This window comes from Kitasatospora cinereorecta, from assembly GCF_024172095.1.
GTDB lineage: Bacteria > Actinomycetota > Actinomycetes > Streptomycetales > Streptomycetaceae > Kitasatospora > Kitasatospora cinereorecta.
The window spans coordinates 638,583-665,245 of record NZ_JAMZDX010000001.1 but is presented as its reverse complement, the minus strand read 5'-3'; the positions used below and the strand labels follow the sequence as shown (position 1 = coordinate 665,245).

Genomic DNA, 26,663 nt, shown 5'->3' with positions numbered 1-26,663 from the left:
ACACCTCCAGCACCCCCTCCAGGGAAGGAACCCCCATGGCGATTCCCGGTTCGGAAAGCGTCGACCTCCTCCACGACGCCGGCGCCGTCCTGCAGCCCGGCTTCGCCGGCCTGAGCGCGCCCGACTGGCTGCGCCGCAGACTGGGTTCGGGCGAGCTCGGCGGGGTCGCCCTCTTCGGCCGCAACATCCACTCCCCCCAGCAGGTCGCCCGGCTCACCTCCGAGCTGTACGCGCTCAACCCCGAGCTGCTGATCGCCACCGACGAGGAGGGCGGGGACGTCACCCGGCTGGAGGTGACCAGCGGCTCCTCGTACCCGGGCAACCTGGCGCTCGGCGAGGTCGACGACACCGACCTCACCGAGCGGGTCGCCCGCTCCATCGGCTACGACCTGGCCACCGTCGGGGTCAACCTGAACTACGCGCCGGACGCGGACGTCAACTCCAACCCGGACAACCCGGTGATCGGCGTCCGCTCCTTCGGCGGTGACGGCGAGCTCGCCGCCCGGCACACCGCCGCCTACGTCCGCGGCCTGCAGTCGGCCGGCGTGGCCGCCTGCGCCAAGCACTTCCCCGGCCACGGCGACACCGCCGGCGACTCCCACCTGGGCCTGCCCCGGATCGACCTGTCCGTCGAGCAGTTCGCCGAGCACCTGCTGCCGTTCAAGGCCGCCATCGCGGCCGGCGCCAAGTCGATCATGACGGCGCACATCCTGTTCCCGGCGTACGACCCCGAGCTGCCCGCCACCATGTCCCGGCGGATCCTGACCGGGCTGCTGCGCGAGGAGCTCGGCTTCCAGGGCCTGATCGTCACCGACGGCATCGAGATGGGCGCCATCTCCGGCACCCACGGCGTCGCGGCCGGCTCGGTGCGGGCGGTGGCCGCCGGCGCCGACACCATCTGCGTCGGCGGCGGGCTGCAGGACGAGGCCGCCTTCCTGTACCTGCGCGACGCGCTGGTCTGGGCGGTCCGCGAGGGCCGGCTGTCCGCCGAGCGGCTGCACGAGGCGGCCGCGCGCAACCGGGCCGTCGCCCGCTGGTCGGCCGCGGTGCGGCAGGCCCGGATCGGCGGGCACGGCGAGGTCGGCATCGGCCTGACCGCCGCCCGCCGGGCGCTGCGGATCCACGGCGAGCTGCGCCCGCTGCAGGGCGTCCCGCACGTGGTGGAGTTCTCCCCCGGCGCCAACATCGCGGTCGGCGAGGAGACCCCGTGGGGCGTGGCCGCCCCGCTGGCCGAGCTGGTCCCGGGGACCACGCTGACCCGGGTCGGCGCCCCCGCCACCCGGATGGAGGGCTCCGGCCTGCTGCACGTCCCGGTGGCCGCCGACGGCGCCGAGGTGGACACCGCGCCGCTGCTCGGCGCGGCGGTCGGCCGCCCGCTGGTGGTGGTGGTCCGCGACGTCCACCGGCACCCGTGGATGCGCCGCGCGGCCCTGGCCCTGACCGGGGCCCGCCCGGACGCGGTGGTGGTCGAGCTGGGCACCGCGCACGGGGTGGCCGAGGTGTTCGGCGACCGGGGCGTGACCGTGCTGGCCACCCGCGGCGGGTCGCGGGTCTGCGGCATCGCGGCGGCCGAGGCGCTGGCCGGGCTCGCGGTCGCGGCCGCCAAGGCCGGCTGAGACCGGATTTGCCTGCGGGAGCCTCACGCCGGGCGCCCGCGCATGCAACCATGTGCTGTTACATAGGGACCAGGGGCCGATGACGGCTACTGCCAGCGAGGAGTGAGAGCTGCCATGAGTGGCGAACGGGATTCGGCGGCCCTCGCCGAGAACACCACGGTGCCGACCCAGTCGGGCCCTGCCACCGGTGCGGCCGCCCGTGTGCCCAAGTACTACGGGCTCAAGCGCCATCTGCTGCAGCTGACCGAGACCCAGCCGGCCGGCACCCCGGTGCCGCCGGAGCGCGCACTGGCCGCCCAGTTCGACACCTCGCGCACCACCGTCCGGCAGGCGCTGCAGGAGCTGGTGGTCGAGGGCCGGCTGGAGCGCATCCAGGGCAAGGGCACCTTCGTCGCCAAGCCCAAGGTCGCCCAGGCCCTGCAGCTCACCTCGTACACCGAGGACATGCGGGCCCAGGGCCTGGAGCCGACCTCCCGGCTGATCGAGATCGGCTACATCAGCGCCGACGACCGGCTCGCCCCGCTGCTGGACATCAAGCCCGGCGGCCGGGTGCTGCGGATCGAGCGCCTGCGGCTGGCCAACGGCGACCCGATGGCGATCGAGGTGGCCCACCTGTCCGCCAAGCGCTTCCCGGCGCTGCGGCGCAACCTCGCCAAGCACAACTCGCTCTACACCGCGCTGCGCGAGGTGTACGGGGTGACCGTGGCCGAGGCCGAGGAGACCATCGAGACCACCCTGGCCAACCCGCGCGAGGCCGGGCTGCTCGGCTCGGACCTGGGCCTGCCGATGCTGCAGCTCTCCCGGCACTCCTTCGACCCCGAGGGCGCCCCGGTGGAGTGGGTGCGCTCGATCTACCGCGGCGACCGGTACAAGTTCATCACCCGGCTCAAGCGGCCCGAGTAGACACGGAAGCGTCCGATATCCGGGAAGTTCCGTCGAATGTAGTGACAGAGGTCACTTCGTGCTCTAAATTCCGGCTGACTTGTCGATCACCACGGGTGCTGCTCGGCGGGCGCACAGTCATGTGCGCTGCGGCGCCGACGAGGTGAAGCCTCTTCAGCCGGAGCCGCATACATGTCGTCACAAACGCCACTTCCCGTGGTGACCCCCGAACGGGTGCTGGCCGGGCTGTGCCTGGCCGTGCCGATCGTCGCGATGCTCTGGGTCTCGTCGTACGCCAAGGCGGACCCGGGGCTCGGCGGAATGCCGTTCTTCTACTGGTACCAGCTGGCCTGGGTGCCGGTCTCGGCCGTGTTCACCGTCGGCGCGTACCTGCTGATCAACCGGGACGAGAAGGCCCGCCGGGCCGCCCGTCCGGCCGCCCCGAAGGGCGGTGAGCAGGAGTGAAGGACGTCAACTGGGTCGCCCTGACCGTCTTCCTGCTGTTCTTCGCCGTGGTGTCGGTGATGGGCTTCCTGGCCTCGCGCTGGCGCCGGGCGGACAACGCCCTGCACCTGGACGAGTGGGGCCTGGGCGGCCGCAGCTTCGGCACCTGGATCACCTGGTTCCTGCTGGGCGGCGACCTCTACACCGCGTACACCTTCATCGCGGTGCCGGCCGCGATCTACGCCACCGGCGCCGGCGGCTTCTTCGCGGTGCCGTACACGATCATCGCCTACCCGCTGGTGTTCCTGTTCCTGCCGCGGCTGTGGTCGGTCTCCCGGGTGCACGGGTACGTCACCCCGGCGGACTTCGTGCGCGGCCGGTACGGCTCGCGCGGGCTGTCGCTGGCGGTGGCGCTGACCGGCATCCTGGCGACCATGCCGTACATCGCGCTGCAGCTGGTGGGCATCCAGGCGGTGCTGGACGTGCTGGGCGTGGGCGGCAGCGGCAACTGGTTCATGAAGGACCTGCCGCTGTTCCTGGCCTTCGGCGTGCTGGCGGCCTACACCTACTCCTCGGGCCTGCGGGCGCCGGCGCTGATCGCGTTCGTCAAGGACACCCTGGTCTACATCGTGATCATCGTCGCGGTGATCTACATCCCGATGCGGCTCGGCGGGTACGCGCACGTCTTCGACTCGGCGGCGCAGAAGTTCAGCGCCCCCGGGTCCAAGGGCTCGCTGATCGTCGGCCCGAAGGCGCAGTGGACGTACGCCACGCTGGCCCTGGGCTCGGCGCTGGCGCTGTTCATGTACCCGCACTCGGTGACCGGCGTGCTGGCCTCGAAGTCGCGCAACACGGTGCGCCGCAACATGGCGATCATGCCGGCGTACTCGCTGATGCTGGGCCTGCTGGCACTGCTGGGCTTCATGGCCATCGCGGCGGGCGTGGGCAAGGGCATCAAGGGCTACAACAACCAGCTGGCGGTGCCGCAGCTGTTCGAGGACATGTTCCCGGACTGGTTCACCGGCGTGGCCTTCGCGGCGATCGGCATCGGCGCCCTGGTGCCGGCCGCGATCATGTCGATCGCGGCGGCCAACCTGTTCACCCGCAACGTCTACAAGGAGTTCGTGAACCCGGCCGCCACCCCGGCGGACGAGACCAAGGTGGCCAAGGTCGCCTCGCTGCTGGTGAAGGTCGGCGCGCTGGTCTTCGTGCTGCTGATGGACAAGCAGTTCGCGATCAACCTGCAGCTGCTGGGCGGCCTGTGGATCCTGCAGACGGCGGTCTCCATCGTGGCGGGCCTGTTCACCCGCTGGTTCCACCGCTGGGCGCTGCTGGCCGGCTGGGCGGTCGGCATGGCGTACGGCACCTGGAAGGCGTACGGGATCTCCTCGGCGGCCACCAAGCACTTCGGCGGCAACTCGGCGGAGATCCCGGTGATCGGGCAGATCGGCTACATCGGTCTGACCGCCTTCGTGCTCAACCTGGCGGTGGCCGTGGTGCTGACGCTGGTCCTGAAGGCCGCCAAGGCCCCCGAGGGCGTGGACGAGACCGACCGGGCCGACTACACCGCCGACGCCGGCGACCGGGCGGTGGAGGACGCCCCGCAGCCCGCGGCGGCGCACTGAGCAATCGCGCGGAAGCGCACCGGGTCGCGAGGGGCGTACAGAACGGCCCCGTGCGCCCTGTGATCGCGCCGTCACTCCGGTCAACACTGGTGTGACGGCGCGATCATTTGTACGGAGACATGATGTGCTGATGGCGGGCCGTCCACCGTCACCGTCCAACACCAGCGACAACGGGGAGCCGCGGCCATGGCAGACATCACCACCGCACGGAACGGGCACCGCACACACCTCGGCGGCAGCAGACTGCCGTCCGTCCTGATCGCCACCCGGCACGGGGAGTCGGTGGCCAACGTCGAGTTCCGGCACGCCGACGCCGGCGGCGCCCTGACCGTCCCGATCACCACCCGCGACGCCGACATCCCGCTCTCCATGCACGGCCAGGCCCAGGCCCAGGCGCTCGGCCGCTGGTGGGCCGAGCTGCCGCTGGCCGACCGGCCGCGCTCCCTCTGGTGCTCCCCGTACGTGCGCACCGCCGAGACCGCCCGGATCGCCATCGCCCAGGCCTCCGGGCTCGGCGCCGTCCCGGTCGGCCTCCAGGTCCGCTACGACGAGCGGCTGCGGGACCGGGAACTCGGCGTGCTGGAGATGCTCACCAAGGCCGCCATCGAGAAGGAGCACCCCGCCGAGGCGGCCCGTCGGCGCAAGATGGGCGAGCTCTACTACCGCCCGCCCGGCGGGGAGTCCCCGCTGGACGTGGCGCTGCGGGTGCGCAGCCTGCTGCGGGACCTCGCCGAGGAGGAGGCCGGCCGGCCGGTGCTGCTGGTCGCCCACGACTGCACCGTGCTGATGCTGCGGCACATCCTCGACCGGCTCAGCGAGAGCGAGCTGCTCGCCCTGGACCCGGTCGCCAACTGCTCGACCAGCCTCTGGCGGGCCCGGGACGGCCGGCTGCGCGCCGACGGCTGGAACGCCACCGGCCACCTCGCCTGACCGCTGCCGGGGGCCGCCCGGGGCCGTCTGGACACGACGCCCCGGCACGTCGCCGCGGTGCGGCGCTCAGACGCCGGCGAAGGCCCGGCGGTAGGCCTGCGGCGTGGTGCCCAGGCGCTGCCCGAAGTGGTGGCGCAGCGTGGCCGCGTTGCCGAAGCCGCAGCGGGCGGCCACCGCGTCGATGGGCTCGTCGGTGCTCTCCAGCAGCCGCTGGGCGTGCAGCAGGCGCTGCCCGGTGAGCCAGCGGTGCGGGGTGGTGCCGGTCTCCTGCTGGAAGCGGCGGGCGAAGGTGCGCGGCGACATGTGCGCCAGCGCGGCGAGCCGCTCGACGGTGGTCTCCTCGGCGAGGTTGCGCCGCATCCACTCCAGCACGCCGCCCAGCGACTCGCCGTCCGCCTCCGGCAGCGGCCGGTTGATGAACTGGGCCTGCCCGCCCTCCCGGTGCGGGGCGACCACCATCCGGCGGGCGATGCCCCGGGCCACCTCGGCGCCCTGCACCTTGCGGACCAGGTGCAGGCAGGCGTCGATGCCGGCCGCGGTGCCGGCGGAGGTGATCACCGGGTCGTCGTCCACGTAGAGCACGTCCGGCTCCACGGTGGTCAGCGGGAAGCGCCGGGCCATCTCGTCCACGTACTTCCAGTGGGTGGTGGAGCGCCGCCCGTCCAGCAGCCCGGCGGCCCCCAGCAGGAAGCTGCCGCTACAGATCGACAGCACGTGCGCGCCGCGCCGGCACGCCGCCCGCAGTGCCTCGCACAGCTCCTCGGGGTAGCGGTCGCGCAGGCCGGTGGCGGTGGCGATCACCAGGTCAGCCTCGGCGATCCGCTCCGGCCCGTACGGCACGTCCACGGTGAACCCGGCGTGGCTGCGCATCGGCCCGGGGCGGTCGCCGGCCAGCGCGAACTCGTACACCGGCAGCCCCTCCTCGCTCCGGTTGAGGCCGAAGACCTCGCAGGCGACCCCGAGTTCGAAGGGGTGGATGTCCTCCAGCACGATCGCGACCACGTTGCTCAGCATGGGGACAGCATGCCGGTGGCAGGATTTCGCGGCAAGTGGGCATTCCTGCCACTCGTCGCCCCGGTCCGCCCCGGCGAGAGTGGAGCCATGACGGACGCACTGGTTCTCCTCGGCATCATCGGCGGTCTCGGCGCGATCGGGTTCCTGGTCGGCCGCGACCTGGAGCGCACCGGCCGGCACGGCCGCGACAACTGGCACCGCCCCGGCGGCTACCCCACCGACCCCGCCCTCCCGGACCGCAGGTCCGACGGCTCGGGCAGACTGTCCGCATGGACACCGTCATCCGCCGAGCCCGTGAAGAAGACCTCGCCGCAGCCGGCGCCGTCACCGTCGAGGCGTTCGTCGGCGACGGCCACACCCCGGCGGACGGCGACTACGTGACGCTCCTGCGGGACACCCGCCGCCGCAACGAGGAGGCCGAACTCCTCGTCGCCGTCGACCCGGCCGACGGGGCCGTGCTCGGCTGCGTCACCTTCGCCGCCGGCGGCACCGAGTGGGCCGACATCGCCGCCCCGCACGAGGGCGAGATCCGGATGCTCGCGGTCGGGGCGGCGGCCCGCGGCCGCGGGGTCGGCGAGGCCCTGGTGCGGGCGACGATGGACCGCAGCCGCGAGCTCGGCCTGACCGGGATGGCCTTCTCCACCCGCCCGCGGATGACCGCCGCGCACCGCGTCTACGAGCGCCTGGGCTTCGTCCGCGACCCCGCCCGGGACTGGGAGCCGCGCCCCGGAATCGACCTCCTGGTGTACACGATCACCTTCTGAGCCCCGCTGCGGCGCCTGGCCCGGTGGCTCCCCGCGTTCGGTCGGACACGACACGCGGCACTACATGTGGGGCTTCCAGCGAGAGCCGCCACTACATGTATGCTCACTCTCGCTGTCGAACGCAGGGGAACCCGGTGCGAGTCCGGGACTGCCCCGCAACGGTGAGCGGGCCGCCACACGCCCGCACAGTCCGAGGACCTGCCGACGGTGTGCCCCGCGGCTTCCCCGCAGATGCCAGGGCACCGCTTTGCCGTCCGGGCCTCGCGGGCGGGCCGGGGGTGGGTCATCGCGCGCCTGAATTCGTTTCGGCGTGCCCTCCTCCCCTGCCTCGTGCGCGTCCGGACAGACCGCGTCCGCCGCCGCCACAGGAGAGAGTGCGCCTTGACCGTCGCTGCCTCAGTCACCCTGCCCGCCCAGGGATCTGCCGACGCCTTCACCGACCCCGGTGCGGCGCTGCTTCGGCTGCTCACCGACCGCAGCACCGACCTCCCCCAGGTGGACCCCGGCCACGTCGCCGCCGCCGCGCTGCGCGGCCGCCACGCCGGCTCGGACTTCGCCGAGCTGCGCGGGCTGGCCGTGGAGGCCGCCGCGTCGATGATCGCCGAGGACCCCCAGTACTCGAAGCTCGCGGCCCGCCTGCTCGCCCTGGAGATCCGGGACGAGGCGGTCTCCCAGGGCGCGGTCTCCTTCTCCGCCTCGATCGCCGTCGGCCACACCGAGGGCCTGATCGGCGACACCACCGCCGCCTTCGTGGCCAAGCACGCGGACGCCTTCGACGCGCTGATCGACCAGCAGGGCGACGACCGCTTCGAGTACTTCGGCCTGCGCACCGTGCAGTCCCGCTACCTGCTGCGCCACCCGATCACCCGCAAGGTGGTCGAGACCCCGCAGCACTTCCTGCTCCGCGTGGCGGCGGGCCTGGCGGTCGGCGACAGCGCGCAGTCGGTCGCCGAGGTGGCCGAGCTCTACACCCTGATGAGCCGCCTGGAGTACCTGACCAGCTCCCCGACGCTGTTCAACTCCGGCACCAAGCACCCGCAGATGTCCAGCTGCTACCTGCTGGACTCCCCACTGGACAACCTGGACTCGATCTACAACCGCTACGCGCAGATCGCCCGGCTGTCCAAGCACGCCGGCGGCATCGGCCTGTCCTACTCCCGGATCCGCTCGCGCGGCTCGCTGATCCGCGGCACCAACGGCAAGTCCAACGGCATCGTGCCGTTCCTGCGCACCCTCGACTCCTCGGTCGCCGCCGTCAACCAGGGCGGCCGCCGCAAGGGCGCGGCCTGCGTCTACCTGGAGACCTGGCACGCCGACATCGAGGAGTTCCTGGAGCTCCGCGACAACACCGGCGAGGAGGCCCGCCGGACCCACAACCTCAACCTGGCGCACTGGATCCCGGACGAGTTCATGCGTCGGGTCAACGCCAACCAGGACTGGTCGCTGTTCTCCCCGGCCGACGTCCCCGAGCTGGTCGACCTGTGGGGCGCCGACTTCGACGAGGCGTACCTCAAGGCCGAGCAGGCCGGCAAGGCCGTCCGCACCATCCCGGCGCAGACCCTGTACGCCCGGATGATGCGCACCCTGGCGCAGACCGGCAACGGCTGGATGACCTTCAAGGACGCCTCCAACCGGGCCGCCAACCAGACCGCCCTGCCCGGCCGCACCGTGCACTCCTCCAACCTGTGCACCGAGATCCTCGAGGTCACCGACGACTCCGAGACCGCGGTCTGCAACCTCGGCTCGGTCAACCTCGGCGCCCACGTCGCCGCGGGCGCGTCCGCCGCCGACCTCATGAGCGCCATGGACTGGGACCGGCTCGACGCCACCGTGCGCACCGCCGTGACCTTCCTGGACCGGGTCATCGACATCAACTTCTACCCGACCACCGAGGCCGGGAACTCCAACTCCCGCTGGCGCCCGGTCGGCCTGGGCGTGATGGGCCTGCAGGACGTCTTCTTCCAGCTGCGGATCGACTTCGACTCCGCCGAGGCGAAGACCCTCTCCACCCTGATCGCCGAGCGCATCATGCTCACCGCGTACGAGCGCTCCGCCGACCTGGCCGAGGAGTTCGGCCGCCACGAGGCGTACGGCGAGACCCGCGCCGCCCGCGGCGAGCTGCACATCGACCACTTCGGTTCGGCCACCCCGCAGTGGACCGGCCGCTGGGACGCGCTGCGCGCCCGGATCGCCACCACCGGCCTGCGCAACTCGCTGCTGCTGGCCATCGCGCCGACCGCGACCATCGCGTCCATCGCCGGCGTCTACGAGTGCATCGAGCCGCAGGTCTCCAACCTCTTCAAGCGCGAGACCCTCTCCGGCGAGTTCCTCCAGGTCAACCCGTACCTGGTCCGCGAGCTCAAGGAGCTCGGCGTCTGGGACCAGCAGACCCGGGACGCCCTGCGCGACGCCAACGGCTCCGTCCAGGAGCTGAACTGGCTGCCGCAGGAGGTCCGTTCGCTGTACCGCACGGCCTGGGAGCTGCCGCAGCGCGCGCTGATCGACCTGGCCGCCGCCCGGATGCCCTACATCGACCAGAGCCAGTCGCTGAACCTGTTCATGGCGGCGCCCACCATCGGCAAGCTCAGCTCGATGTACGCCTACGCCTGGAAGGTCGGTCTGAAGACCACCTACTACCTGCGTTCGCGCCCGGCCACCCGGATCGCCCAGGCCGCCTCCGGCACCGCCCGCGCCGCCGTCCCGGTGCCCGCCCCGACCATGAGCCAGGAGGAGCAGGACGCCATCGCCTGCTCCCTGGAGAACCCCGAGTCCTGCGAGGCCTGCCAGTAATGTCCGACGACCGCAAGATGCTGCTCGACCCCGGCTTCGAGCTGACCCTGCGCCCGATGCGCTACCCGTCGTTCTACGACCGGTACCGGGACGCCATCAAGAACACCTGGACCGTCGAGGAGGTGGACCTGCACTCCGACGTCGCCGACCTCGCCAAGCTGAGCGAGGGCGAGCGGCACATGATCGGCCGGCTGGTCGCCTTCTTCGCCACCGGTGACTCGATCGTCGCCAACAACGTGGTGCTGAGCCTCTACAAGCACATCAACTCCCCGGAGGCGCGGCTGTACCTGTCGCGCCAGCTGTTCGAGGAGGCCGTGCACGTCCAGTTCTACCTGACGCTGCTGGACACCTACCTGCCCGACCCGGACGACCGCAACGCGGCCTTCGCGGCGGTGGAGAACATCCCCTCCATCCACCAGAAGGCGCAGTTCTGCTTCAAGTACATGAACGCGGTCGACCACATCGACTCGCTGCAGACCAAGGAGGACCGCCGCGCGTTCCTCCTCAACCTGATCTGCTTCGCGGCCTGCGTCGAGGGCCTGTTCTTCTACGGCGCCTTCGCCTACGTGTACTGGTTCCGCAGCCGCGGCCTGCTGCACGGCCTGGCGACCGGCACCAACTGGGTGTTCCGCGACGAGTCCATGCACATGGACTTCGCCATGTCCGTGGTCGACACCGTCCGCGAGGAGGAGCCCGACCTCTTCGACGACGAGATGGCCAAGCAGGTCACCGAGATGCTGGAGGAGGCCGTCGAGGCCGAGCTCCAGTTCGCCCAGGACCTCTGCGGCGACGGCCTGCCCGGCATGAACACCGCGTCCATGCGCCAGTACCTGGAGGCCGTCGCCGACCAGCGCCTGGCCCGCCTCGGCCTGCCGATCCGCTACGGCTCCACCAACCCCTTCGGTTTCATGGAGCTGCAGAACGTCCAGGAGCTGACCAACTTCTTCGAGCGCCGGGTCTCCGCCTACCAGGTCGCCGTCGAGGGCTCGGTCTCCTTCGACGACGACTTCTGATCCCGCCCGACACCACCCCGAAGCCCCCGCTGCGGCCCCGGCCGCAGCGGGGGCTTCGCTGTGCCCATGCGGAAGCCGATCGACGCACACAGGGCCGGAGCGCCTTCTACGATGCATTGGTGACTACCTGTCAGGAACGTAAATTCGTCCCGTGAAACACTTCGAGACCCCGGGTGTCGACTGGCGATGCTGGAAGCAATATTCCATCGAAACGGCGGGCTCCTGTGGGCGCTCGCGATCGCGGTGGTGGTCGGCGCCGCCGTCCCGGCGGGTGTGGCGTGGCGGCGTTCGGCGCCGCGGCTGCCGGCCGGTCTCGGCGGCAGCGCCCTGGCCGTGGTACTCACCGCGACCCTCTACCCGATCCATCCGGGCAGTCCGGCCCCGCTGATCTGCTCGGTCCAGCGGAATCTGCTCGCGGCAGCGCTCTCCACCCAGGGGCTCATGAATGTCGCGCTGTATGTTCCGGTGGCCCTGTTCGCGTCGCTGCTGATCCGCCGACCGTTCTCGGTGGCGGTCTGCCTGGTCCTGCTCTCCGCGGCGACCGAGACGATCCAGGCCGTCACGCCCGGAATCGGCCGGAGCTGCGATTCCTCGGACCTCCTCACCAACAGCCTGGGTGCAGTGGCCGGTTGCGGCGCCGCATACCTCTGGACCCGCCGGAAGACGGCGAACGGCGGGCTGCCCAGCCGGCGCGAGCTGATGCTCGGGGGGATCACCCTCGCCGCCGGGCTGGCGCTGGTCTCGGCGGTCGTGGCGTCGGCCACCACGGTCGTCCCCGCCGATGTCGCGGAGAGCACGGCAGCAGGACCGGACCAGCGCGCTGCGGCGAACCGGGCCTACGGCGAGTTCTTCGGTCCGTCGGTGCGGGCCACCTCGGTCCAGTTCCTCGGCGGGTCCCACAGCCGGCCCGGAACCGTGAACGTCACGGGTGGCGCGGGAAGCCTCACCCTGTCGTGGCCGAGCGGCGAGGCGTCCTCCGGCCTGGTCGGTCCGCTGCCCGAACAGGCACCGGGAGATCTGTCGGACTCGGCGGCGGTGGCGGTGGCAGGCGAGTTCGCGAAGTCCCACTTCCCCTGGGCCCTGGTGGGCAGCTACACCCGCGTGGACGCCCAGCCGAACGCCGGTGGCGCCAAGATCGTCCAGTGGCGGTCGCGCGTCGACGGGGTTCTGATGCCGATGCGCCTGGACGTCTTCGTGACCGGGAGCGGTCGGGTGAGTTCGTTCTCCGCCCGGCACGTCGAGCCGCCGGCCCTGCCCAGGGCCACGGTGCCCGAGGAGGCGGCCCGCGCGGTGGCCCGCACCTCGCACCCCGGTTTCGACGTCACCACAGCGGAGCTCCTCGCCCAGAGCGACGAGCGCGGGGAGTGGCACGTCCGCTGGCTGGTGGGGATGACCCGGCCGACCCCGCAGCCCACCGGCGGCCCGGGCGCGGCGGGCGAGCAGCACGGCGGGCTGCTGGCCGTCACGGTCGACGCGATGACCGGGGCCCTCGTCACCGGCCCGGCGGTCGGTCAGGACCTCGCCCCCTCCCGCCCGTGACCGGTTCATCGTCCGGCCGGTCGGCCCAGCCGGTGCCGCTCCCGGCAGGGGAGCCCCGGGCCCACCCCGCCGAGAGTCACCCGACTACCTGGCTGACCGTCAGTCGTTGGGCACGGTGGCGTACTTGGGGGTGCCGTCGGCCATCTGTCGGAGGGCGTCCTTGCGGTCGCGCTTGGACAGCTTGTCGATGTAGAGGAAGCCGTACAGGTGGTCGGTCTCGTGCTGGAGGCAGCGGGCGAAGAAGCCGGTGCCCTCGACCCGGATCGGGTTGCCGTGCTTGTCCTGGCCGGTGACCGCGGCGAAGTCGGGGCGGGCCAGCTCCTTGTAGGCGGTGGGGACGGAGAGGCAGCCCTCCTGGGAGTCGTCCAGGACGCGGCGGCCGGCCGGGAGCTCCTCCAGCACCGGGTTGACGACGTGGCCGACGTGGCGCACGCCCTCGTCGTCCGGGCAGTCGTAGACGAACACCTTGCGGTCGACGCCGATCTGGTTGGCCGCCAGGCCCACACCCTCGGCCGCGTACATCGACTGGAACATGTCGTCGATCAGGGACGCGAGTTCGTCGTCGAAGGCGGTCACGGTCTGCGTCTCGCGGTGCAGCACCGGGTTGCCGACCACGGTGATCGGGCGCGCGGTGCCCCGGGTGAGGTCCGGCTCCTCGCCGACCACCTTCTGGACCTCGGTCTCGCCGTGCTCGTGGTCGTGATCGTGATCGTGGTGGTCGTGCTCGTGCTGGTCGGCCATCGCTGCGTTCCGCTCCGTCTGGATCTACCGGGATGTACCGGTCCAGGGTACGGGGCGGTTCAGCAGACCTCTTCGAGATCGCGATAGGCGCGGGTGGCGGGCGAAGCGGTGACCCAGCGGTCCAGCAGGGTGCGCACCAGGGAGGCCGGGGCGGCGATCCCGCACTCGCGTTCGACCAGCCAGGACATCCCGGCGCTGCCCTGGCTGAGGTGGCTGAGGTGCCCGGGGTGCAGCGGGTCGCCGTCGTCATGCGGGTCGTGGTGGGCGGTGTGGCCGTCGTCGATCGCCATCCGGCTCTCGGAGCAGGCCCGGCACAGCAGCCGGACCGAGGAGGTCCAGTCCTCGGCGGCGTAGCCGGCGTCGGAGACCAGCCGCTCCAGCGCGTCGCGGTCGCCCGCGGTGGCGGCCTGGAGCAGCACCACCCAGGTGGGGACCGGCGAGGGCGCCCAGAGTTCGATCTCGTCGAAGACGGGGTACGCCACCCCGTCGGCGACCCGTTCACCGTGCGGGGCGCCGTCGTGCAGCACCACCTCGCCCCAGCGGCGGCCGGAGGAGGGGAGCGGGATGGAGAGCACCTCGATCCGGGCCGGGTCCAGCCGTCTGCCCCACACCACCTCGGACTCGCCGTCCGGGGAGAGCCGGACCGGGGTGGTGCCCAGGTCCAGCTCGATCGGGCCGTCGCCGGTCGCACCCTGGAGGCCGGGCAGCCGCAGGCCGTACGCCTGCCAGGCGCGGCGGGCCAGCGGCCAGTCCTGCAGGGCGGTGGCGGTGATGCCGAGGTTCCACCAGTCCGGGGCGCCGTGCTGGCGGTCGAGCAGGGCGACGGCGCGCAGGCCGGCGCTGCGGGCCTGCTCCCAGTCGCGGCGGAACTTGTGCAGCAGGGCCAGGTTGAACCAGGAGTCGGACAGCCAGGGCTCCAGGTCCGCGGCCATCACCAGCAGCGCCCCGGCGTCCTCGTACCGCCCGTCGCCGATCAGTGTGAAGGCTCGGTCGGTCGTCTGCCGCCAGGTGGCAGACGGCCGGTGCCGCGCGCGATGGAAGATCCTCACGTTCCGTCCCTGCCGTCGTGGTCACCGGGTGGTGTTCCCCCCTCGACCGCATCCAACCACGCCACCCACCGGCCGCGCTCCCCGCACAGCCGTTCAGTCCGCCCCGCGGCCGCGGCGGCCCATTCGGGCCAGGGCGTCCAGGACGACCGGATCGTAGGAGCCGCCGCGGTCCAGCCGGAGCCGCTGCAGGACGTCCAGGCGTCCGCTGGGGTCGGGCAGGCCGTGCCGGCGGGCGGCGGTGAGCAGGTCGTCGTGGGCGTTGGCGACCCGGATGATCCGGGCGGCCAGCGGCAGGCTGGCGTCCGGCCGGCCGTCGGCGAGCCGGCAGGGGTCGGCCAGCCGTGCGACCTGCTGCCAGACCTGCCGGGGGACGCCGGTGCGCCGGATCACCTCGCTGCCCAGGCGGGCGATCCGCTGCTGTTCGGCGTCGGGCAGCAGGGCGGTGGCGCCGCCTGGCACCGGCTCGACCAGCGAGAGCTGCCCGATGTCGTGCATCAGCGCGGCGTACTCCAGCAGGGCGAGGTCCCGGCTGCCCAGGCCCAGCTCGCGGCCGAGCGCGCAGGCGGTGTCGGCGACCCGGCGGGCGTGGCCCGGGGTGGTGTAGCCGGCCACTTCGGTGGCCCGGGCCAGGGTCTCGATGGTCTGCCCGGTGGTGGCCCGGACCGCCGCCGCCCGCCGGAAGGAGGTCTGGGCGAGCAGCAGCGGCACGCAGAACAGCGGCAGCGCCCACAGCCCGACCTCCCCGGCGAGCAGGCTGAGCAGCAGGCCGGTGGCGACGATCGCCGTGCCGATGGACAGCAGCGAGCGCAGCTGGTCCTCCAGCGCCGCGGCGAACCGCAGGCCGCTCCTGGACCGCTCCAGCACCGCCGCCAGGACGGCGTCCCAGAGCCCGGCCAGTGCGGCCACCGCGGCCAGGAACAGCCCGTACGCCGGACCGGCCAGCGGCAGCCGGTCGAGCGCCCCGCTGTTGTACAGCGGCTGGAACAGCACGGCGGCGAAGCCCACGGTCAGCACCCGCTGCGCGCCCCGGTCGTAGCCGGAACCGGCGGCCAGCGGGCCGATGGCGCGGGGAACCCCCCGCGGCCGACGGCCGCAGTCGGACGCCTTCCCTTTCGTCGTCACCCGGCCCCGCACGCCGCGGAACGCCGCCGCACCGGCCGCGCCGATCAGCGTCCCCGCCCCGGCCACGGCCACCACCTGCAGCACGCCGTGCGCGGTGGGCAGCCCGCGCAGCGGCCCGAGCAGCGCGTACGCCAGCGCCGCCGCGGTGCCGATCGGTGCGTGTTCGCGGTCGCCCGGCAGGGTGACCCGGACGCACTCGCCGAGCGCGACCAGTCCGCCGAAGGCGAGCGCCACCGCGGGTTGGGCCGGCCCGTCGGTCGCCAGGTGCCCGACCGCCACGCCGAGCAGTGCGGCCGCCGCCCCGCGCACCGCCGTGGCGGCCCCGGCCGCACCCCCGGCACCCCCGGCACCCCGCGCCGCACCGACCGCACCCCGCTCAGGGCCCGGCCGCCTGGTCACGTCGGTCCTCCGCGGGACAGGGCCCGGCCCGGCGCGGGCAGCGGCCGGGCGGGCTCCGGGACGCCGAGCGGGATGTCGGGCACCTCGCCGTCCCAGCCGCCGGGCGGGGCGGGCTCGGGCTGCCAGCCGTGTTCGGCGACGGCGGCGACCAGCGCGTCCACCATGACCGGGTCGAACTGGCTGCCCGCGCACCGTTCCAGCTCGGCGACGGCCTCCTCGACCGGCCGGCCGCGGCGGTAGGAGCGGGTGGAGGTCATCGAGTCGAAGGCGTCGGCGACGGAGATGATCCGGGCGAATTCGGGGATCCGTTCCCCGGCGAGGCCGTGCGGGTAGCCGCGGCCGTCCAGCCGCTCGTGGTGGTGCAGGATGCCATCCCGCGCCTCGCCGAGGAAGGCCAGGTCGCGGACCAGCTCGTGGCCGAACACCGGGTGCACCTCGACGGCCCGCCGCTCGGCGTCGGTGAGCGGCCCGTTGCGTCGCAGCAGTTCGGTGGCGACGGCGAGTTTGCCCACGTCGTGCAGGGTGCCGGCGAAGTGCAGGGTGCGGATCCGCTGCTCGCCCATGCCCAGCTGGCGGGCGATCAGCACCGAGGCCCGGCCGACCCGTTCGCTGTGCCCGCGGGTGTACGCGTCCTTGATCTCCACCGCCTGGACCAGGGCCTGGACGGTCGCCCGGTGGGCGGACTGCTCGCGGTGGCCCTGGGCGGAGGTCCAGGCCGAGATGGTGAGCGGCAGCAGGCCGATCACCGCGGCGAAGGCGCCGTACGGTCCGTGCCAGAGCACGGCGATCATCAGCCCGCCGACGCCGTGCAGCAGCGCGGGCAGCACCGGCGGGAGCAGCCGCTCGGCCGTCCGCGGGCAGCCCACCAGCCGCCGCATCGCCGCCACCAGCACGCCGTTGACCAGGCAGAACGCCAGGACGGCGGCCAGGACGGCGAGCGCCGCGCCGGGGAAGCGCGCGCCGAGCAGCAGCCGCTCGCCGCCGGCCAGCCGGAACACCCCGGAGGCGGTGTAGGCCGCCAGGGCGAGCTGGGCCGCGTTCCACACGCGGCGCAGGGTGCGCGGAGCCGCGCTGTGGCCGACCAGCGCGCCGGGCACCGCAACCAGCGCCGCCCCGGTGGGCGGCAGCATCAGCACGCCGGCGAACAGCACCGGGAAGAAGCTGCTGCCGCGTGGAGCGGGTGGCTCGGGGGCGTCGGCGACGGGTCGGCCGCGAAGGCGGCGCCAGAGCCGGGCGCAGGGGGTGGGCCGGCCCTGGGCGAGCGATTCCAGGCAGAGGTGGAGGACGGCGAGCAGGGCGATCCGGGGCCAGTCGAGCGGTTCGCCGTCGCCACCGGTGTGCCCGCCGTAGGCGAGCGGCGCCAGGCAGCCGAGCGCGGCGAACAGCACCACGGCGACGTAGCCGAGCGCCATGGCCGACAGGGCCGAGCCCTCGCGTTCGCTGGCGATGTCGACCTCCCCGCCCCGCGTCCGGGCCGTCGGAGGTGAGGGCCCGTCAGGAGGATAGGGCCCGGCCCGGCGGCACGGCCGCACGATCGCGGATTGCCGCACTCGGCGCAGCGACACCTCACCCGATCGAGTGACGACGGGGCGTTCACGGACGGTCGTCGACGCACGGGAGCCCCGGGGCGCGCGCCCCGGGGCTCCCCACAGCCCTGTGCGCCGGACTACTCGGCGGTCGCCACCGCGGCGCCGTGACCAGCCGACTCCTCCACCGAGACGGTGACCTCGGTGGCCTCGACCACCTCGCCGGACCGCTGCTTCGTGCGGATCGAGTCGATCCGGGCCAGCACCTTGGTCCGCAGGTCCACGGGGGTGTCGTCGCAGCCGCAGGAGCGCTTGATCAACGCCTTGATCGCCTGCTCCAGGCCGTACTTCTCCAGGCAGGGCGAGCACTCCTCGAAGTGCACGCGCAGCTTGGCGCAGTCGCCCTCGGCCATCTCGTTGTCGAGGAATTCATAGAGGTGGTCGAGCACCTCGCCACACTCGGTCTCGTGCGGATCGCCGCAGCTCATGAGCGCGCGCCCTTCGCTTCCTGCCCTGCACCGCTGCCCGCCGGAACGAGCCCGCGCTCACGGGCGTAATCCTCCAGCATGCCGCGCAACTGGCGGCGACCCCGGTGCAGTCGGGACATCACCGTACCGATGGGTGTACCCATGATGTCCGCGATCTCCTTGTACGCAAAGCCCTCGACATCCGCGAGATAGACCGCGATCCGGAATTCCTCCGGGATCGCCTGCAGGGCGTCCTTCACGTCACTGTCCGGCAGGTGGTCGAGCGCCTGGGCCTCGGCCGAGCGCAGACCGGTCGACATGTGCGACTCGGCGCGGGCCAGCTGCCAGTCCTCGATCTCCTCGGCCGCCGTGCGCTGGGGCTCCCGCTGCTTCTTGCGGTACGAGTTGATGAAGGTGTTGGTGAGGATGCGGTACAGCCAGGCCTTGAGGTTGGTGCCCTCACGGAACTGGTGGAAGGACGCGTACGCCTTGGCGAACGCCTCCTGGAGCAGGTCCTCCGCGTCGGCCGGGTTGCGCGTCATGCGCAGCGCCGCGGAGTACATCGGATCCAGGTAGACCAGCGCGTCGCGCTCGAAGCGCTCCCGCCGGGTCTCCTCGCTCTCGTCCGCGGACACCCGGAAGGTGTCCTCACCGATCGCCTCGGCCAGCTCGTCACCGGTGAGCGCCTCGCCCGCCGGCAGGCCCTCGTCGGAGCCTCCGGCGTCCGACACGGCCTCGTCCTCGGTCCCGACGACCGGACCCACCTCCTCGGCATCGCGGGCACGGCCCACCGTGGGCCCGCCCGAAAGCGAGGATATCGGGGCCACCGGCTTCTCGCCTGCGGCAACCCAGTCCGACCAGTCGGGCACGAGCGACGTCGCCGCCGCGCGCTCCTCCGGCCGCTCGGGGCAAGCGATCGAACCCATGTGCGCTGCCTTTCACCGGGACTCTGGGACTCTGTGCTGACGGTTGGAGTCAACCGCGTGAGCGCCCGGTACATTCCCGGTCCGCCGGTATCTGTCAGGTCACACCGAGGATCCAGTCCCCGACGGCCGAAACGATCAGTTGCAGGCTCTCCGCCTCGTCCACCGGGGCCCGCTTGGGGATCTTGAAACCGTGCGAGCCGTACGGGACCGGCACCAGCCGGTGGCCCTCCGGCAGCGCCGGGAACTCCTCCGGCGTTCCGAACGTGTCCGCCCCGCCCTGGACCACCAGCGTCGGCACCCCGGACTCCAGCAGCTCCTCGGCCCGGCTCTTCTCCGGCTTGCCCGGCGGGTGCAGCGGGAACGCCAGCGCCACCACGCCCGCCGCCCCGGTCGCCCGGCCGGTCCGGCACGCCACCCGGGCGCCGGCACTGCGGCCGCCCGCGAACACCGGCAGCCCGGCCGCGGCCACCTCTGCCATCACCGGGAGCCAGCCGACGTCCAGCGTCTTCGGGGCCGGCGCCAGCCGCTTGCCCGCCACCCGCCACGGCTGCTCGGCCAGCACCACCGTCACACCGCGGGCCGGCAGCCCGGCCGCCAGCGCCTGCAGGTCCGGTGCCTCCACCCCGCCGCCGGCGCCGTGGCCCAGCACCAGCAGGGCCTTGGGGCGCTTCGCGGGGAAGTGCGTGAGCCGGGAGTCCCCGACGGGGGTCGGGACGATCTTCTCCATCTGATGAGGTTAACCCCCCTCAAAACGCCTGCCGCGACTAGAAAAGGGTCGTCCGGTCCTCGTCGTTGAGCTCGCGGACGAGTTCCGGGCCGTTGTTGCGGATGTTGCCCACGGCGGCGCCGACCGGGTGGGCGCGGAGTTCGCCGGGGGCGGGCGGGACCAGCAGGCGGCGTACCTCCTCGGGCTCGTCGAGCGCCGGGTCGAGCCAGGCGTCGAAGCGGGAGGGGTCGAGGAAGAGGGGCATCCGCTCGTGGATCGGGGCGAGCATCGGCTCGGCGTCGGTGGTGACGACGGTGCAGGTGACCAGCCAGGCGTCGGGGTGGTCGGGGGGCAGCGCGCGGTCGCGCCAGAACTCGTACAGCCCGGCGAGGGCGAGCGGCGCGCCGTCGACCCGGCTGACGAAGTACGGCTGCTTGCGGGGTCTGCCCCTGCCCTCGGCCGGGAGGGTCTGCCACTCGTAGTAGCCGTCGACCGGGAGCAGGCAGCGCCGGGAGGCGAAGGCCTGGCGGTAGGCGGGCTTCTCGTGGACGGTGTCCGCCCGGGCGTTGATCATCTTGACCGCGGTGTCGGCCGACCTCGACCAGGCGGGCACCAGCCCCCAGCGCAGCACCCGCAGCTGACGGACCGGCTCCCGCTCCCCCTTCGGCGCCCGGTCCAGCACCGCGAACGCCGACTCGGTCGGGGCGACGTTCCAGCTGGGGGCGAGCGTCTCGGTCGGGTCCCACTGCTGGATGCCGAAGTGGTCGACCAGGTCCTCGGGCCGGGTGGTGGAGACGAAGCGACCGCACATGCCGATCAGCTTGCCACGGCGTCCCGTTCAGAAGTTCCTCATCTCATCAGGAGAACCTCCCGCTACCGCCCGGCCGTCCCCTCATGGGAGGCTGCCCGTTCGGCAGCGACCCCGAGGGCGAGGCGAGAAGCAGGATGGACATCGCTGAGGTGTGGCACAGGCTGGTCGACGCCCAGCCGGCGCCACCGCAGTGGCTGGTGCTGGGCGCGGCGGCGGTGGCGCTGCTGGCGGTGGCGATCCGGCCGGTGTGGCGGCTCAGCCGGAACGTGGTGACGATCGCGCACGAGGGCGGCCACGGCCTGGTCGCGGTGCTCACCCGCCGCCGGCTCTCCGGGATCCGGCTGCACTCGGACACCTCCGGACTGACCCTGTCCTCCGGGCCGCCGACCGGTCCCGGCATGGTGCTGACGGCCGCGGCGGGCTACACCGCGCCGTCGCTGCTGGGCCTGGGCGGGGCGGCGCTGCTGGCGTCGGGGCGGATCACCGCGCTGCTGTGGATCTGCATCGTGCTGCTGGCCGGGATGCTGCTGATGATCCGCAACGCCTTCGGCGTGGTGTCGGTGCTGGTCACCGGCGGCGCGTTCCTGGCGATCTCCTGGTACGGCTCGACCGAGCTGCAGGCCGCCTTCGCCTACCTGGGGGTGTGGTTCCTGCTGGTGGCCGGGGTCCGGCCGGTGATGGAACTGCAGGCCAAGCGGCGGCGGGGCGGGGCACGCGACTCGGACGCCGACCAGCTGGCCCGGCTCACCGGGGTCGGCGGACTGCTCTGGGTGGCGCTGTTCCTGGTGGTCTCGCTGGCCTGCCTGCTGGCCGGCGGCAGCTGGCTGATGCACCACCAGTAGCGTCGGCCCCGGCCCACCAATCCGGCGGCGGCGCTCGCCGACGGCTCGCGCCGGGTGCGCGCTCCCTGCGACAGGGCCATGTGACAGGGCCTGCCCGCCGCTCCCGGCCCGGCCCCCTCGCGCCCATAGACTGGGTGCATGACCGAGACCCTGTGGCCCGCTCCCGTCGCCACCGCCGCCGTGGACGCGACCGTGACCATCCCCGGCTCCAAGTCGGCGACCAACCGAGCGCTGGTGCTGGCGGCGCTGGCCGACGGCCCGGGCTGGGTCCGCCGACCGCTGCGCAGCCGCGACTCCCAGCTGATGGCGGACGGCCTGCGGGCGCTCGGCGTGAGCATCGAGGAGACGGTCAACGAGGCCAGCGGCGGCACCGGCGGCGGCGAGGCGTGGCGGGTCATCCCGGCCGCCCAGCTGCACGGCCCGGCCCAGGTGGACGTGGGCAACGCCGGCACCGTGATGCGCTTCCTGCCGCCGGTCGCCGCGCTCGCCGACGGCGCGATCCACTTCGACGGCGACCCCCGCAGCTACGAGCGCCCCCAGCACGGCGTGATCGACGCGCTGCGCGCCCTCGGCGCGCGGATCGACGACGGCGGCCGCGGCGGCTTCCCGCTCACCGTGCACGGCACCGGCGCGCTGGACGGCGGCCCGGTCGAGGTGGACGCCTCGTCCTCCTCCCAGTTCATCTCCGCCCTGCTGCTCTCCGGCGCCCGGTTCAACAACGGCGTGGAGATCCGCAACGTCGGCGAGACCGTGCCCTCGCTGCCGCACATCCGGATGACCGTGGACATGATCCGCAAGGCGGGCGGCCAGGTCGACGCCCCCGAGGACGGCGGTGAGAAGGACGTCTGGCGGGTCACCCCCGGGGCGCTGATCGGCCGCGACCTGGTGGTCGAGCCGGACCTCTCCAACGCCGCGCCGTTCTTCGCCGCCGCGCTGGTCACCGGCGGCCGGGTGACCGTCCGGGACTGGCCGAAGCACACCTACCAGCCGGGCGACCAGCTGCGCGAGATCTACACGCAGATGGGCGGCACCTGCCGCTTCGGCGACGAGGGCCTGGAGTTCACCGGCACCGGCAAGATTCACGGCATCGAGGTCGACCTGCACGACGTCGGCGAGCTCACCCCGGTGATCGCCGCGGTGGCCGCGCTGGCCGACTCCGAGTCGCACCTGTACGGCATCGCCCACCTGCGCCTGCACGAGACCGACCGGCTCGCCGCGCTCGCCAAGGAGATCAACGACCTGGGCGGCGACGTCACCGAGACCGAGGACGGCCTGCGGATCCGCCCGCGCCCGCTGCACGGCGGCGTCTTCCACACCTACGAGGACCACCGGCTGGCCACCGCCGCGGCGGTGATCGGTCTGGCGGTCGACGGCGTCCTGGTGGAGAACGTGGCCACCACGGCCAAGACCCTGCCGGACTTCCCGCAGATGTGGGCAGACCTCCTCGGTCAGCGCTGACGGGGAGAGGAGGAGCATGCGCCGCTACGGCAAGGACGCCGACGAGGACGACATCCGCAACCGCCCGCAACGCCGGGGTTCCCGGCCGCGGACCCGGATCAGGCCCAAGCACGAGGACGCTGCCGAGGCGATGATCCTCACCGTGGACCGGGGCCGGCTGACCTGCCTGGTCGACGGGGGCACCAAGCAGGAGCGCGAGATCGTCGCGATGAAGTCCCGCGAGCTCGGCCGCAAGGGCGTGGTGGTCGGCGACACCGTCAGCGTGGTCGGCGACCTCTCGGGCGAGCCGGACACCCTGGCCCGGATCGTCCGGGTCGGTGAGCGCTCCTCCGTGCTGCGGCGGACCGCGGACGACGACGACCCGTTCGAGCGGATCGTGGTCGCCAACGCCGAGCAGATGGCCATCGTCACCGCCCTGGCCAACCCCGAGCCGCGGCCCCGGCTGATCGACCGCTGCCTGGTGGCGGCGTACGACGCCGGCATGGAGCCGCTGCTGGTGCTCACCAAGTCGGACCTGGCCTCGCCGGAGACGCTGCTGGAGTCGTACGCCCCGCTCGGCATCCGCTACGTGGTGACCCGGTCGGACGAACTGGAGAGCAGCGGCGCGGAGGCCGTCCGCGAGCACCTGCGCGGCCGTTCCACCGTCTTCATCGGGCACTCCGGCGTCGGCAAGACCACCCTGGTCAACGCGCTGGTGCCGGAGCGGCAGCGGAGCACCGGCCGGGTCAACGCGGTCACCGGGCGCGGCCGGCACACCACCGTCTCGGCGCTGGCGCTGCGGCTGCCCCCGCCGCCGGGGGCCAAGCCCGGTTCGAAGAAGGCGCTGGACCCGGGCTGGGTGATCGACACCCCGGGCTTCCGCTCCTTCGGGCTGTCGCACATCGACCCGTCCCGGGTCATCCTCGCCTTCCCCGACCTGGAGCCCGGCACCGCCGAGTGCCCGCGCGCGTGCAGCCACGACGAGCCGGACTGCGCCCTGGACGCCTGGGTCGCCGACGGCCACGCCGACCAGGCCCGGCTCTACTCGCTGCGCCGTCTGCTCTCCACCCGCGAGGGCGGCGAGGGCGACTGAGACCGACCCCGCCGTCGGCCCGGCGGGCGCCCCGGGCCGACGGCGGGGGCGTCCTGGGCCCGCCGAGCGGCTCGTGTCGCAGGTGTCGGATCCCTCGGGGCTGGCGATCATAGGAAGGTCAGCCCATTCGCGGAGACAGGGAGCCGAGCCGATGGCATGGGCCTTGGTGATCCTCGCCGGTCTGCTGGAGACCGGCTTCGCGGTCAACCTCAAGCTGAGCCACGGTTTCACCAAGCTCTGGCCCACCGTCAGCTTCTGCGTCTTCGCGCTGGGCAGCTTCGGCCTGCTCACCCTCTCGCTGAAGTCCCTCCCGGTCGGCAGCGCCTACGCGGTCTGGACGGGCATCGGCGCGGCGGGCACCGCGGTCTACGGCATGGTCTACCTGAACGAGCCGGCGTCCACGCTCAAGCTGGTCTCGATCAGCCTGGTGATCGCCGGAGTCGTGGGGCTCCAGCTCAGTGGTTCAGGTCACTGATTCCGCTAATGTTCGAGCATGGCCGACTACCACGACGATCTCCGCCTCGCCCACGTCCTCGCCGACTCGGCCGACTCGATCACCATGGAGCGCTTCAAGGCCCTCGACCTCAAGGTCGAGACCAAGCCCGACCTGACCCCGGTGAGCGACGCCGACAAGGCGGCCGAGGAGCTCGTCCGCAGCGTGCTGCAGCGGGCCCGCCCGCGCGACGCGGTGATGGGTGAGGAGTACGGCCTGCAGGGCACCGGCCCGCGCCGCTGGGTGATCGACCCGATCGACGGCACCAAGAACTACGTCCGCGGCGTGCCGGTCTGGGCCACCCTGATCGCGCTGCTGGAGGAGCAGCCGGACGGCGAGCTGCAGCCCGTGGTCGGCATCGTCTCCGCCCCGGCGCTCGGCCGCCGCTGGTGGGCGGCGCGCGGCCTCGGCGCGTACGCCGGCCGCAGCCTCGCCAAGGCCTCCCGGATCAGCGTCTCCCAGGTCTCCCGGATCGAGGACGCGTCCTTCTCCTACTCCTCGCTCACCGGCTGGGAGGAGCGCGGCCGCCTCGACCCCTTCCTCGACCTGACCCGGGCCTGCTGGCGCACCCGCGCGTACGGCGACTTCTGGTCGTACATGATGGTCGCCGAGGGCGCGGTGGAGATCGCCGCCGAGCCCGAGCTGAGCCTGTGGGACATGGCCGCGCCGTGCATCGTGGTGCAGGAGGCGGGCGGCCGCTTCACCGGACTGGACGGCTACGACGGGCCGATGGGCGCCGACGCGGTGGCCACCAACGGCCTGCTGCACGAGGAGACACTGCGCCGCCTGTCGGTCTGAGCCGGCGACAGCAATGGTCGCGGGCCCCGGGGAGCACCACGCAACCCGGGGCCCGCAGTCATGAGGGCGGTCAGCGCTGCTTGCGCAGCTCGCGGACGGCCTCGTCCAGGCGGCGGCCGTAGTCGGCGTCCGCCGTGCGGAAGTTCTCGACCGCGCGCTCGACGATGTCGTCGCGGTCGGCGGAGACCTTGGCGATGAAGCCGGCCAGGCCCGCGATCAGGCGCTGCTGCTCGTCCGCGGACATCAGCCGGTACAGGGCGCCGGCCTGCCCGAAGTCGTCGTCCTCCGCGTGCGAGGGCGCGACGTGGTTGCCGGTCGCACCCGCCACCGGCACCGCCGACCAGAGCGGACGGCCGGTCTGGGCCGGCCCGCCGAAGGTGTTCGGCTCGTAGTTCTTCTGCCGGCCGTGGCGGCCGTCGTACAGGTGGCCGTCGCGGCTGTTGGTGCGCGCCTCGGTGGCGTGCGGGCGGTTCACCGGCAGGTGGTCGGCGTTGATGCCGACCCGGTAGCGGTGGGCGTCCGCGTAGGCGAACAGCCGGCCCTGCAGCATCTTGTCCGGGGACGGGCCGATGCCGGGCACGAAGTGCGCCGGGGAGAAGACCGACTGCTCGACCTCGGCGAAGATGTTGTCGGGGTTGCGGTTGAGCTCCAGGGTGCCGATCTCGATCGGCGGGTAGTCCGCGTGCGGCCACACCTTGGTCAGGTCGAACGGGTTGAACCGGTACTCCGCCGCGTCGGCGGCCGGCATGATCTGCACCTGCACGGTCCAACGCGGGAACTCGCCGCGCTCGATCGCCTCGCGCAGGTCGCGCTGGTGGCTGTCCGGGTCCTCGCCGGCCAGCCGGTTGGCCTCGGACTGGGTCAGATTGCGGATGCCTTGGTCCGTCTTGAAGTGGTACTTCACCCAGAAGTACTCGCCGGCCTCGTTCTGCCACTGGTAGGTGTGGCTGCCGTAGCCGTTCATGTGCCGGTACGTCGCCGGGATGCCGCGGTCGCCGAACAGCCACGTCACCTGGTGGGTCGACTCGGGCGACAGGCCCCAGAAGTCCCAGACGTTGTCCGCCTCCTGCGAGCCGGTGTACGGGTCGCGCTTCTGGGTGTGGATGAAGTCCGGGAACTTGATGGCGTCCTTGATGAAGAACACCGGGGTGTTGTTGCCGACGAGGTCGTAGTTGCCCTCCTCGGTGTAGAACTTCAGCGCGAAGCCGCGCGGGTCGCGGACCGCGTCCGCCGCGCCGAGGTTGCCGGCCACCGTCGAGAAGCGCAGGAACGTCTCAGTCTGCTTGCCGACCTCGGACAGGAACGCCGCCCGGGTGTACGCCGTGACGTCCGCCGTCACCGTGAACGTGCCGTACGCACCGGCGCCGCGGGCGTGCACCACGCGCTCCGGGATCCGCTCCCGGTTGAAGTGCGCCAGCTTCTCGAACAGCAGCTGGTCCTGGATCAGCGCCGGGCCGCCGACGCCCGCCGTCTCGGTGTTCTGGTTGTCCGCCACGGGAGCACCGGACTCCGTGGTGAGGATGGGCCGCAGGTCGTCCTGGGTGGTCATGTAGCTGTGCCTCCGCGTTGTCCGGTCGTGACGACAGGATCCTAACTTGGACTTTGTCTAAGTCAATAGTGGAACCAAGTTCGGAAC

Annotated in this window: 24 protein-coding genes and 1 riboswitch; of the genes, 14 read left to right on the top strand and 10 right to left on the bottom strand. The window is 72.8% G+C overall.

Features of this window, described 5'->3' with window-relative positions; all coding sequences use genetic code 11:
- Positions 1 to 35 precede the first annotated feature (35 nt).
- From FHR36_RS03085 to FHR36_RS03065, 5 genes are all read left to right on the top strand, one after another.
- Positions 36 to 1,616 carry a glycoside hydrolase family 3 protein gene (locus tag FHR36_RS03085; RefSeq protein WP_253793527.1) on the top strand — a complete coding sequence of 527 codons (1,581 nt, stop codon included), beginning with the start codon at positions 36 to 38 and terminating at the stop codon, positions 1,614 to 1,616.
- 114 nt (positions 1,617 to 1,730) lie between these two features.
- Positions 1,731 to 2,519, top strand: a complete 789-nt coding sequence (locus FHR36_RS03080) for a GntR family transcriptional regulator (protein WP_253793526.1) — start codon at positions 1,731 to 1,733, stop codon at positions 2,517 to 2,519.
- 171 nt (positions 2,520 to 2,690) lie between these two features.
- Positions 2,691 to 2,963 carry a DUF3311 domain-containing protein gene (locus FHR36_RS03075; RefSeq protein WP_253793525.1) on the top strand — a complete coding sequence of 91 codons (273 nt, stop codon included), beginning with the start codon at positions 2,691 to 2,693 and terminating at the stop codon, positions 2,961 to 2,963.
- Positions 2,960 to 4,567: a monocarboxylate uptake permease MctP gene (gene mctP, locus FHR36_RS03070; RefSeq protein WP_253793524.1), complete on the top strand. Its 1,608-nt coding sequence runs from the start codon at positions 2,960 to 2,962 to the stop codon at positions 4,565 to 4,567. Before FHR36_RS03075 ends, mctP begins: the two co-directional genes overlap by 4 nt.
- Before the next feature lie 186 nt (positions 4,568 to 4,753).
- Positions 4,754 to 5,497 carry a histidine phosphatase family protein gene (locus FHR36_RS03065; protein ID WP_253793523.1) on the top strand — a complete coding sequence of 248 codons (744 nt, stop codon included), beginning with the start codon at positions 4,754 to 4,756 and terminating at the stop codon, positions 5,495 to 5,497.
- Between the two features lie 66 nt (positions 5,498 to 5,563).
- On the opposite strand, the gene FHR36_RS03060 is transcribed toward FHR36_RS03065, so the two are convergent.
- Positions 5,564 to 6,511: a helix-turn-helix domain-containing protein gene (locus FHR36_RS03060; RefSeq protein ID WP_253793521.1), complete on the bottom strand. Its 948-nt coding sequence runs from the start codon at positions 6,509 to 6,511 to the stop codon at positions 5,564 to 5,566.
- Between the two features lie 269 nt (positions 6,512 to 6,780).
- On the opposite strand from FHR36_RS03060, the gene FHR36_RS03055 reads away from it, so the two are divergent.
- The 4 genes from FHR36_RS03055 to FHR36_RS03040 all read left to right on the top strand — a co-directional run bounded on the left by FHR36_RS03055 (position 6,781) and on the right by FHR36_RS03040 (position 12,617).
- Positions 6,781 to 7,275 carry a GNAT family N-acetyltransferase gene (locus tag FHR36_RS03055; RefSeq protein WP_253793519.1) on the top strand — a complete coding sequence of 165 codons (495 nt, stop codon included), beginning with the start codon at positions 6,781 to 6,783 and terminating at the stop codon, positions 7,273 to 7,275.
- 93 nt (positions 7,276 to 7,368) lie between these two features.
- Positions 7,369 to 7,495: riboswitch (cobalamin riboswitch) on the top strand.
- Between the two features lie 161 nt (positions 7,496 to 7,656).
- Complete coding sequence (locus tag FHR36_RS03050; protein ID WP_253793518.1) at positions 7,657 to 10,065, top strand: ribonucleoside-diphosphate reductase subunit alpha; 2,409 nt, start codon at positions 7,657 to 7,659, stop codon at positions 10,063 to 10,065.
- A complete protein-coding gene (locus FHR36_RS03045) occupies positions 10,065 to 11,078 on the top strand; it encodes a ribonucleotide-diphosphate reductase subunit beta (RefSeq protein WP_253793517.1) in 1,014 nt (337 codons plus the stop codon). The genes FHR36_RS03050 and FHR36_RS03045 overlap by 1 nt, the downstream gene beginning before the upstream one ends.
- A gap of 186 nt (positions 11,079 to 11,264) precedes the next feature.
- On the top strand, positions 11,265 to 12,617 hold the full coding sequence (locus FHR36_RS03040) for a VanZ family protein (RefSeq protein WP_253793516.1): 1,353 nt from the start codon (positions 11,265 to 11,267) through the stop codon (positions 12,615 to 12,617).
- A gap of 99 nt (positions 12,618 to 12,716) precedes the next feature.
- On the opposite strand, the gene def is transcribed toward FHR36_RS03040, so the two are convergent.
- The 8 genes from def to FHR36_RS03000 all read right to left on the bottom strand — a co-directional run bounded on the left by def (position 12,717) and on the right by FHR36_RS03000 (position 20,364).
- Positions 12,717 to 13,358, bottom strand: a complete 642-nt coding sequence (gene def / locus FHR36_RS03035) for a peptide deformylase (RefSeq protein ID WP_253793515.1) — start codon at positions 13,356 to 13,358, stop codon at positions 12,717 to 12,719.
- Positions 13,359 to 13,417: 59 nt separating this feature from the next.
- On the bottom strand, positions 13,418 to 14,407 hold the full coding sequence (locus FHR36_RS03030) for a tetratricopeptide repeat protein (RefSeq protein WP_253793514.1): 990 nt from the start codon (positions 14,405 to 14,407) through the stop codon (positions 13,418 to 13,420).
- Between the two features lie 93 nt (positions 14,408 to 14,500).
- The gene (locus FHR36_RS03025; RefSeq protein WP_253793513.1) at positions 14,501 to 15,928 is read right to left on the bottom strand and encodes an HD-GYP domain-containing protein; all 1,428 of its coding nucleotides are present in this window, start codon (positions 15,926 to 15,928) and stop codon (positions 14,501 to 14,503) included.
- Positions 15,925 to 17,340: an HD-GYP domain-containing protein gene (locus FHR36_RS03020; RefSeq protein WP_253793511.1), complete on the bottom strand. Its 1,416-nt coding sequence runs from the start codon at positions 17,338 to 17,340 to the stop codon at positions 15,925 to 15,927. Before FHR36_RS03020 ends, FHR36_RS03025 begins: the two co-directional genes overlap by 4 nt.
- Before the next feature lie 254 nt (positions 17,341 to 17,594).
- The gene (gene rsrA / locus FHR36_RS03015) at positions 17,595 to 17,942 is read right to left on the bottom strand and encodes a mycothiol system anti-sigma-R factor (protein ID WP_253793509.1); all 348 of its coding nucleotides are present in this window, start codon (positions 17,940 to 17,942) and stop codon (positions 17,595 to 17,597) included.
- A complete protein-coding gene (locus FHR36_RS03010) occupies positions 17,939 to 18,685 on the bottom strand; it encodes a sigma-70 family RNA polymerase sigma factor (protein ID WP_407660780.1) in 747 nt (248 codons plus the stop codon). Before FHR36_RS03010 ends, rsrA begins: the two co-directional genes overlap by 4 nt.
- A 256-nt stretch (positions 18,686 to 18,941) precedes the next feature.
- Entirely contained in the window at positions 18,942 to 19,574 is a 633-nt protein-coding gene (locus tag FHR36_RS03005; RefSeq protein ID WP_253793507.1) for an alpha/beta hydrolase family protein, read from the bottom strand.
- 37 nt (positions 19,575 to 19,611) lie between these two features.
- Positions 19,612 to 20,364 carry an SOS response-associated peptidase gene (locus FHR36_RS03000; RefSeq protein ID WP_253793505.1) on the bottom strand — a complete coding sequence of 251 codons (753 nt, stop codon included), beginning with the start codon at positions 20,362 to 20,364 and terminating at the stop codon, positions 19,612 to 19,614.
- A 134-nt stretch (positions 20,365 to 20,498) separates the two neighbouring features.
- Here FHR36_RS03000 and FHR36_RS02995 point away from each other — a divergent pair, with 134 nt between their 5' ends.
- The 5 genes from FHR36_RS02995 to hisN all read left to right on the top strand — a co-directional run bounded on the left by FHR36_RS02995 (position 20,499) and on the right by hisN (position 25,027).
- Positions 20,499 to 21,206 (top strand): M50 family metallopeptidase, encoded by a 708-nt coding sequence (locus tag FHR36_RS02995; RefSeq protein WP_253793503.1) that lies wholly within the window; start codon positions 20,499 to 20,501, stop codon positions 21,204 to 21,206.
- A gap of 138 nt (positions 21,207 to 21,344) precedes the next feature.
- Entirely contained in the window at positions 21,345 to 22,664 is a 1,320-nt protein-coding gene (gene aroA / locus FHR36_RS02990; RefSeq protein ID WP_253793501.1) for a 3-phosphoshikimate 1-carboxyvinyltransferase, read from the top strand.
- A gap of 16 nt (positions 22,665 to 22,680) precedes the next feature.
- The gene (gene rsgA / locus FHR36_RS02985; RefSeq protein ID WP_253793499.1) at positions 22,681 to 23,736 is read left to right on the top strand and encodes a ribosome small subunit-dependent GTPase A; all 1,056 of its coding nucleotides are present in this window, start codon (positions 22,681 to 22,683) and stop codon (positions 23,734 to 23,736) included.
- 151 nt (positions 23,737 to 23,887) lie between these two features.
- Positions 23,888 to 24,211 (top strand): DMT family transporter, encoded by a 324-nt coding sequence (locus tag FHR36_RS02980; protein ID WP_253793497.1) that lies wholly within the window; start codon positions 23,888 to 23,890, stop codon positions 24,209 to 24,211.
- Positions 24,212 to 24,229: 18 nt separating this feature from the next.
- On the top strand, positions 24,230 to 25,027 hold the full coding sequence (gene hisN / locus FHR36_RS02975) for a histidinol-phosphatase (protein ID WP_253793495.1): 798 nt from the start codon (positions 24,230 to 24,232) through the stop codon (positions 25,025 to 25,027).
- Between the two features lie 70 nt (positions 25,028 to 25,097).
- Here the strand turns inward: hisN and FHR36_RS02970 are convergent, their stop codons facing one another.
- Entirely contained in the window at positions 25,098 to 26,576 is a 1,479-nt protein-coding gene (locus tag FHR36_RS02970; RefSeq protein ID WP_253793493.1) for a catalase, read from the bottom strand.
- Positions 26,577 to 26,663: the final 87 nt, after the last annotated feature.

What these genes read in the sequence shown, in the direction of transcription:
- FHR36_RS02995 (WP_253793503.1), top strand. Translation starts at nt 20,499, where the DNA reads ATGGACATCGCTGAGGTGTGGCACAGGCTGGTCGACGCCCAGCCGGCG.
- hisN (WP_253793495.1), top strand. Translation starts at nt 24,230, where the DNA reads ATGGCCGACTACCACGACGATCTCCGCCTCGCCCACGTCCTCGCCGAC.
- FHR36_RS02980 (WP_253793497.1), top strand. Translation starts at nt 23,888, where the DNA reads ATGGCATGGGCCTTGGTGATCCTCGCCGGTCTGCTGGAGACCGGCTTC.
- FHR36_RS03065 (WP_253793523.1), top strand. Translation starts at nt 4,754, where the DNA reads ATGGCAGACATCACCACCGCACGGAACGGGCACCGCACACACCTCGGC.
- def (WP_253793515.1), bottom strand. Translation starts at nt 13,358, where the DNA reads ATGGCCGACCAGCACGAGCACGACCACCACGATCACGATCACGACCAC.
- FHR36_RS03000 (WP_253793505.1), bottom strand. Translation starts at nt 20,364, where the DNA reads ATGTGCGGTCGCTTCGTCTCCACCACCCGGCCCGAGGACCTGGTCGAC.
- FHR36_RS03020 (WP_253793511.1), bottom strand. Translation starts at nt 17,340, where the DNA reads ATGGCGCTCGGCTACGTCGCCGTGGTGCTGTTCGCCGCGCTCGGCTGC.
- FHR36_RS03075 (WP_253793525.1), top strand. Translation starts at nt 2,691, where the DNA reads ATGTCGTCACAAACGCCACTTCCCGTGGTGACCCCCGAACGGGTGCTG.
- aroA (WP_253793501.1), top strand. Translation starts at nt 21,345, where the DNA reads ATGACCGAGACCCTGTGGCCCGCTCCCGTCGCCACCGCCGCCGTGGAC.
- FHR36_RS03045 (WP_253793517.1), top strand. Translation starts at nt 10,065, where the DNA reads ATGTCCGACGACCGCAAGATGCTGCTCGACCCCGGCTTCGAGCTGACC.
- FHR36_RS03060 (WP_253793521.1), bottom strand. Translation starts at nt 6,511, where the DNA reads ATGCTGAGCAACGTGGTCGCGATCGTGCTGGAGGACATCCACCCCTTC.
- FHR36_RS03080 (WP_253793526.1), top strand. Translation starts at nt 1,731, where the DNA reads ATGAGTGGCGAACGGGATTCGGCGGCCCTCGCCGAGAACACCACGGTG.
- FHR36_RS03040 (WP_253793516.1), top strand. Translation starts at nt 11,265, where the DNA reads ATGCTGGAAGCAATATTCCATCGAAACGGCGGGCTCCTGTGGGCGCTC.
- rsgA (WP_253793499.1), top strand. Translation starts at nt 22,681, where the DNA reads ATGCGCCGCTACGGCAAGGACGCCGACGAGGACGACATCCGCAACCGC.
- FHR36_RS03005 (WP_253793507.1), bottom strand. Translation starts at nt 19,574, where the DNA reads ATGGAGAAGATCGTCCCGACCCCCGTCGGGGACTCCCGGCTCACGCAC.
- rsrA (WP_253793509.1), bottom strand. Translation starts at nt 17,942, where the DNA reads ATGAGCTGCGGCGATCCGCACGAGACCGAGTGTGGCGAGGTGCTCGAC.
- FHR36_RS03085 (WP_253793527.1), top strand. Translation starts at nt 36, where the DNA reads ATGGCGATTCCCGGTTCGGAAAGCGTCGACCTCCTCCACGACGCCGGC.
- FHR36_RS02970 (WP_253793493.1), bottom strand. Translation starts at nt 26,576, where the DNA reads ATGACCACCCAGGACGACCTGCGGCCCATCCTCACCACGGAGTCCGGT.
- FHR36_RS03055 (WP_253793519.1), top strand. Translation starts at nt 6,781, where the DNA reads ATGGACACCGTCATCCGCCGAGCCCGTGAAGAAGACCTCGCCGCAGCC.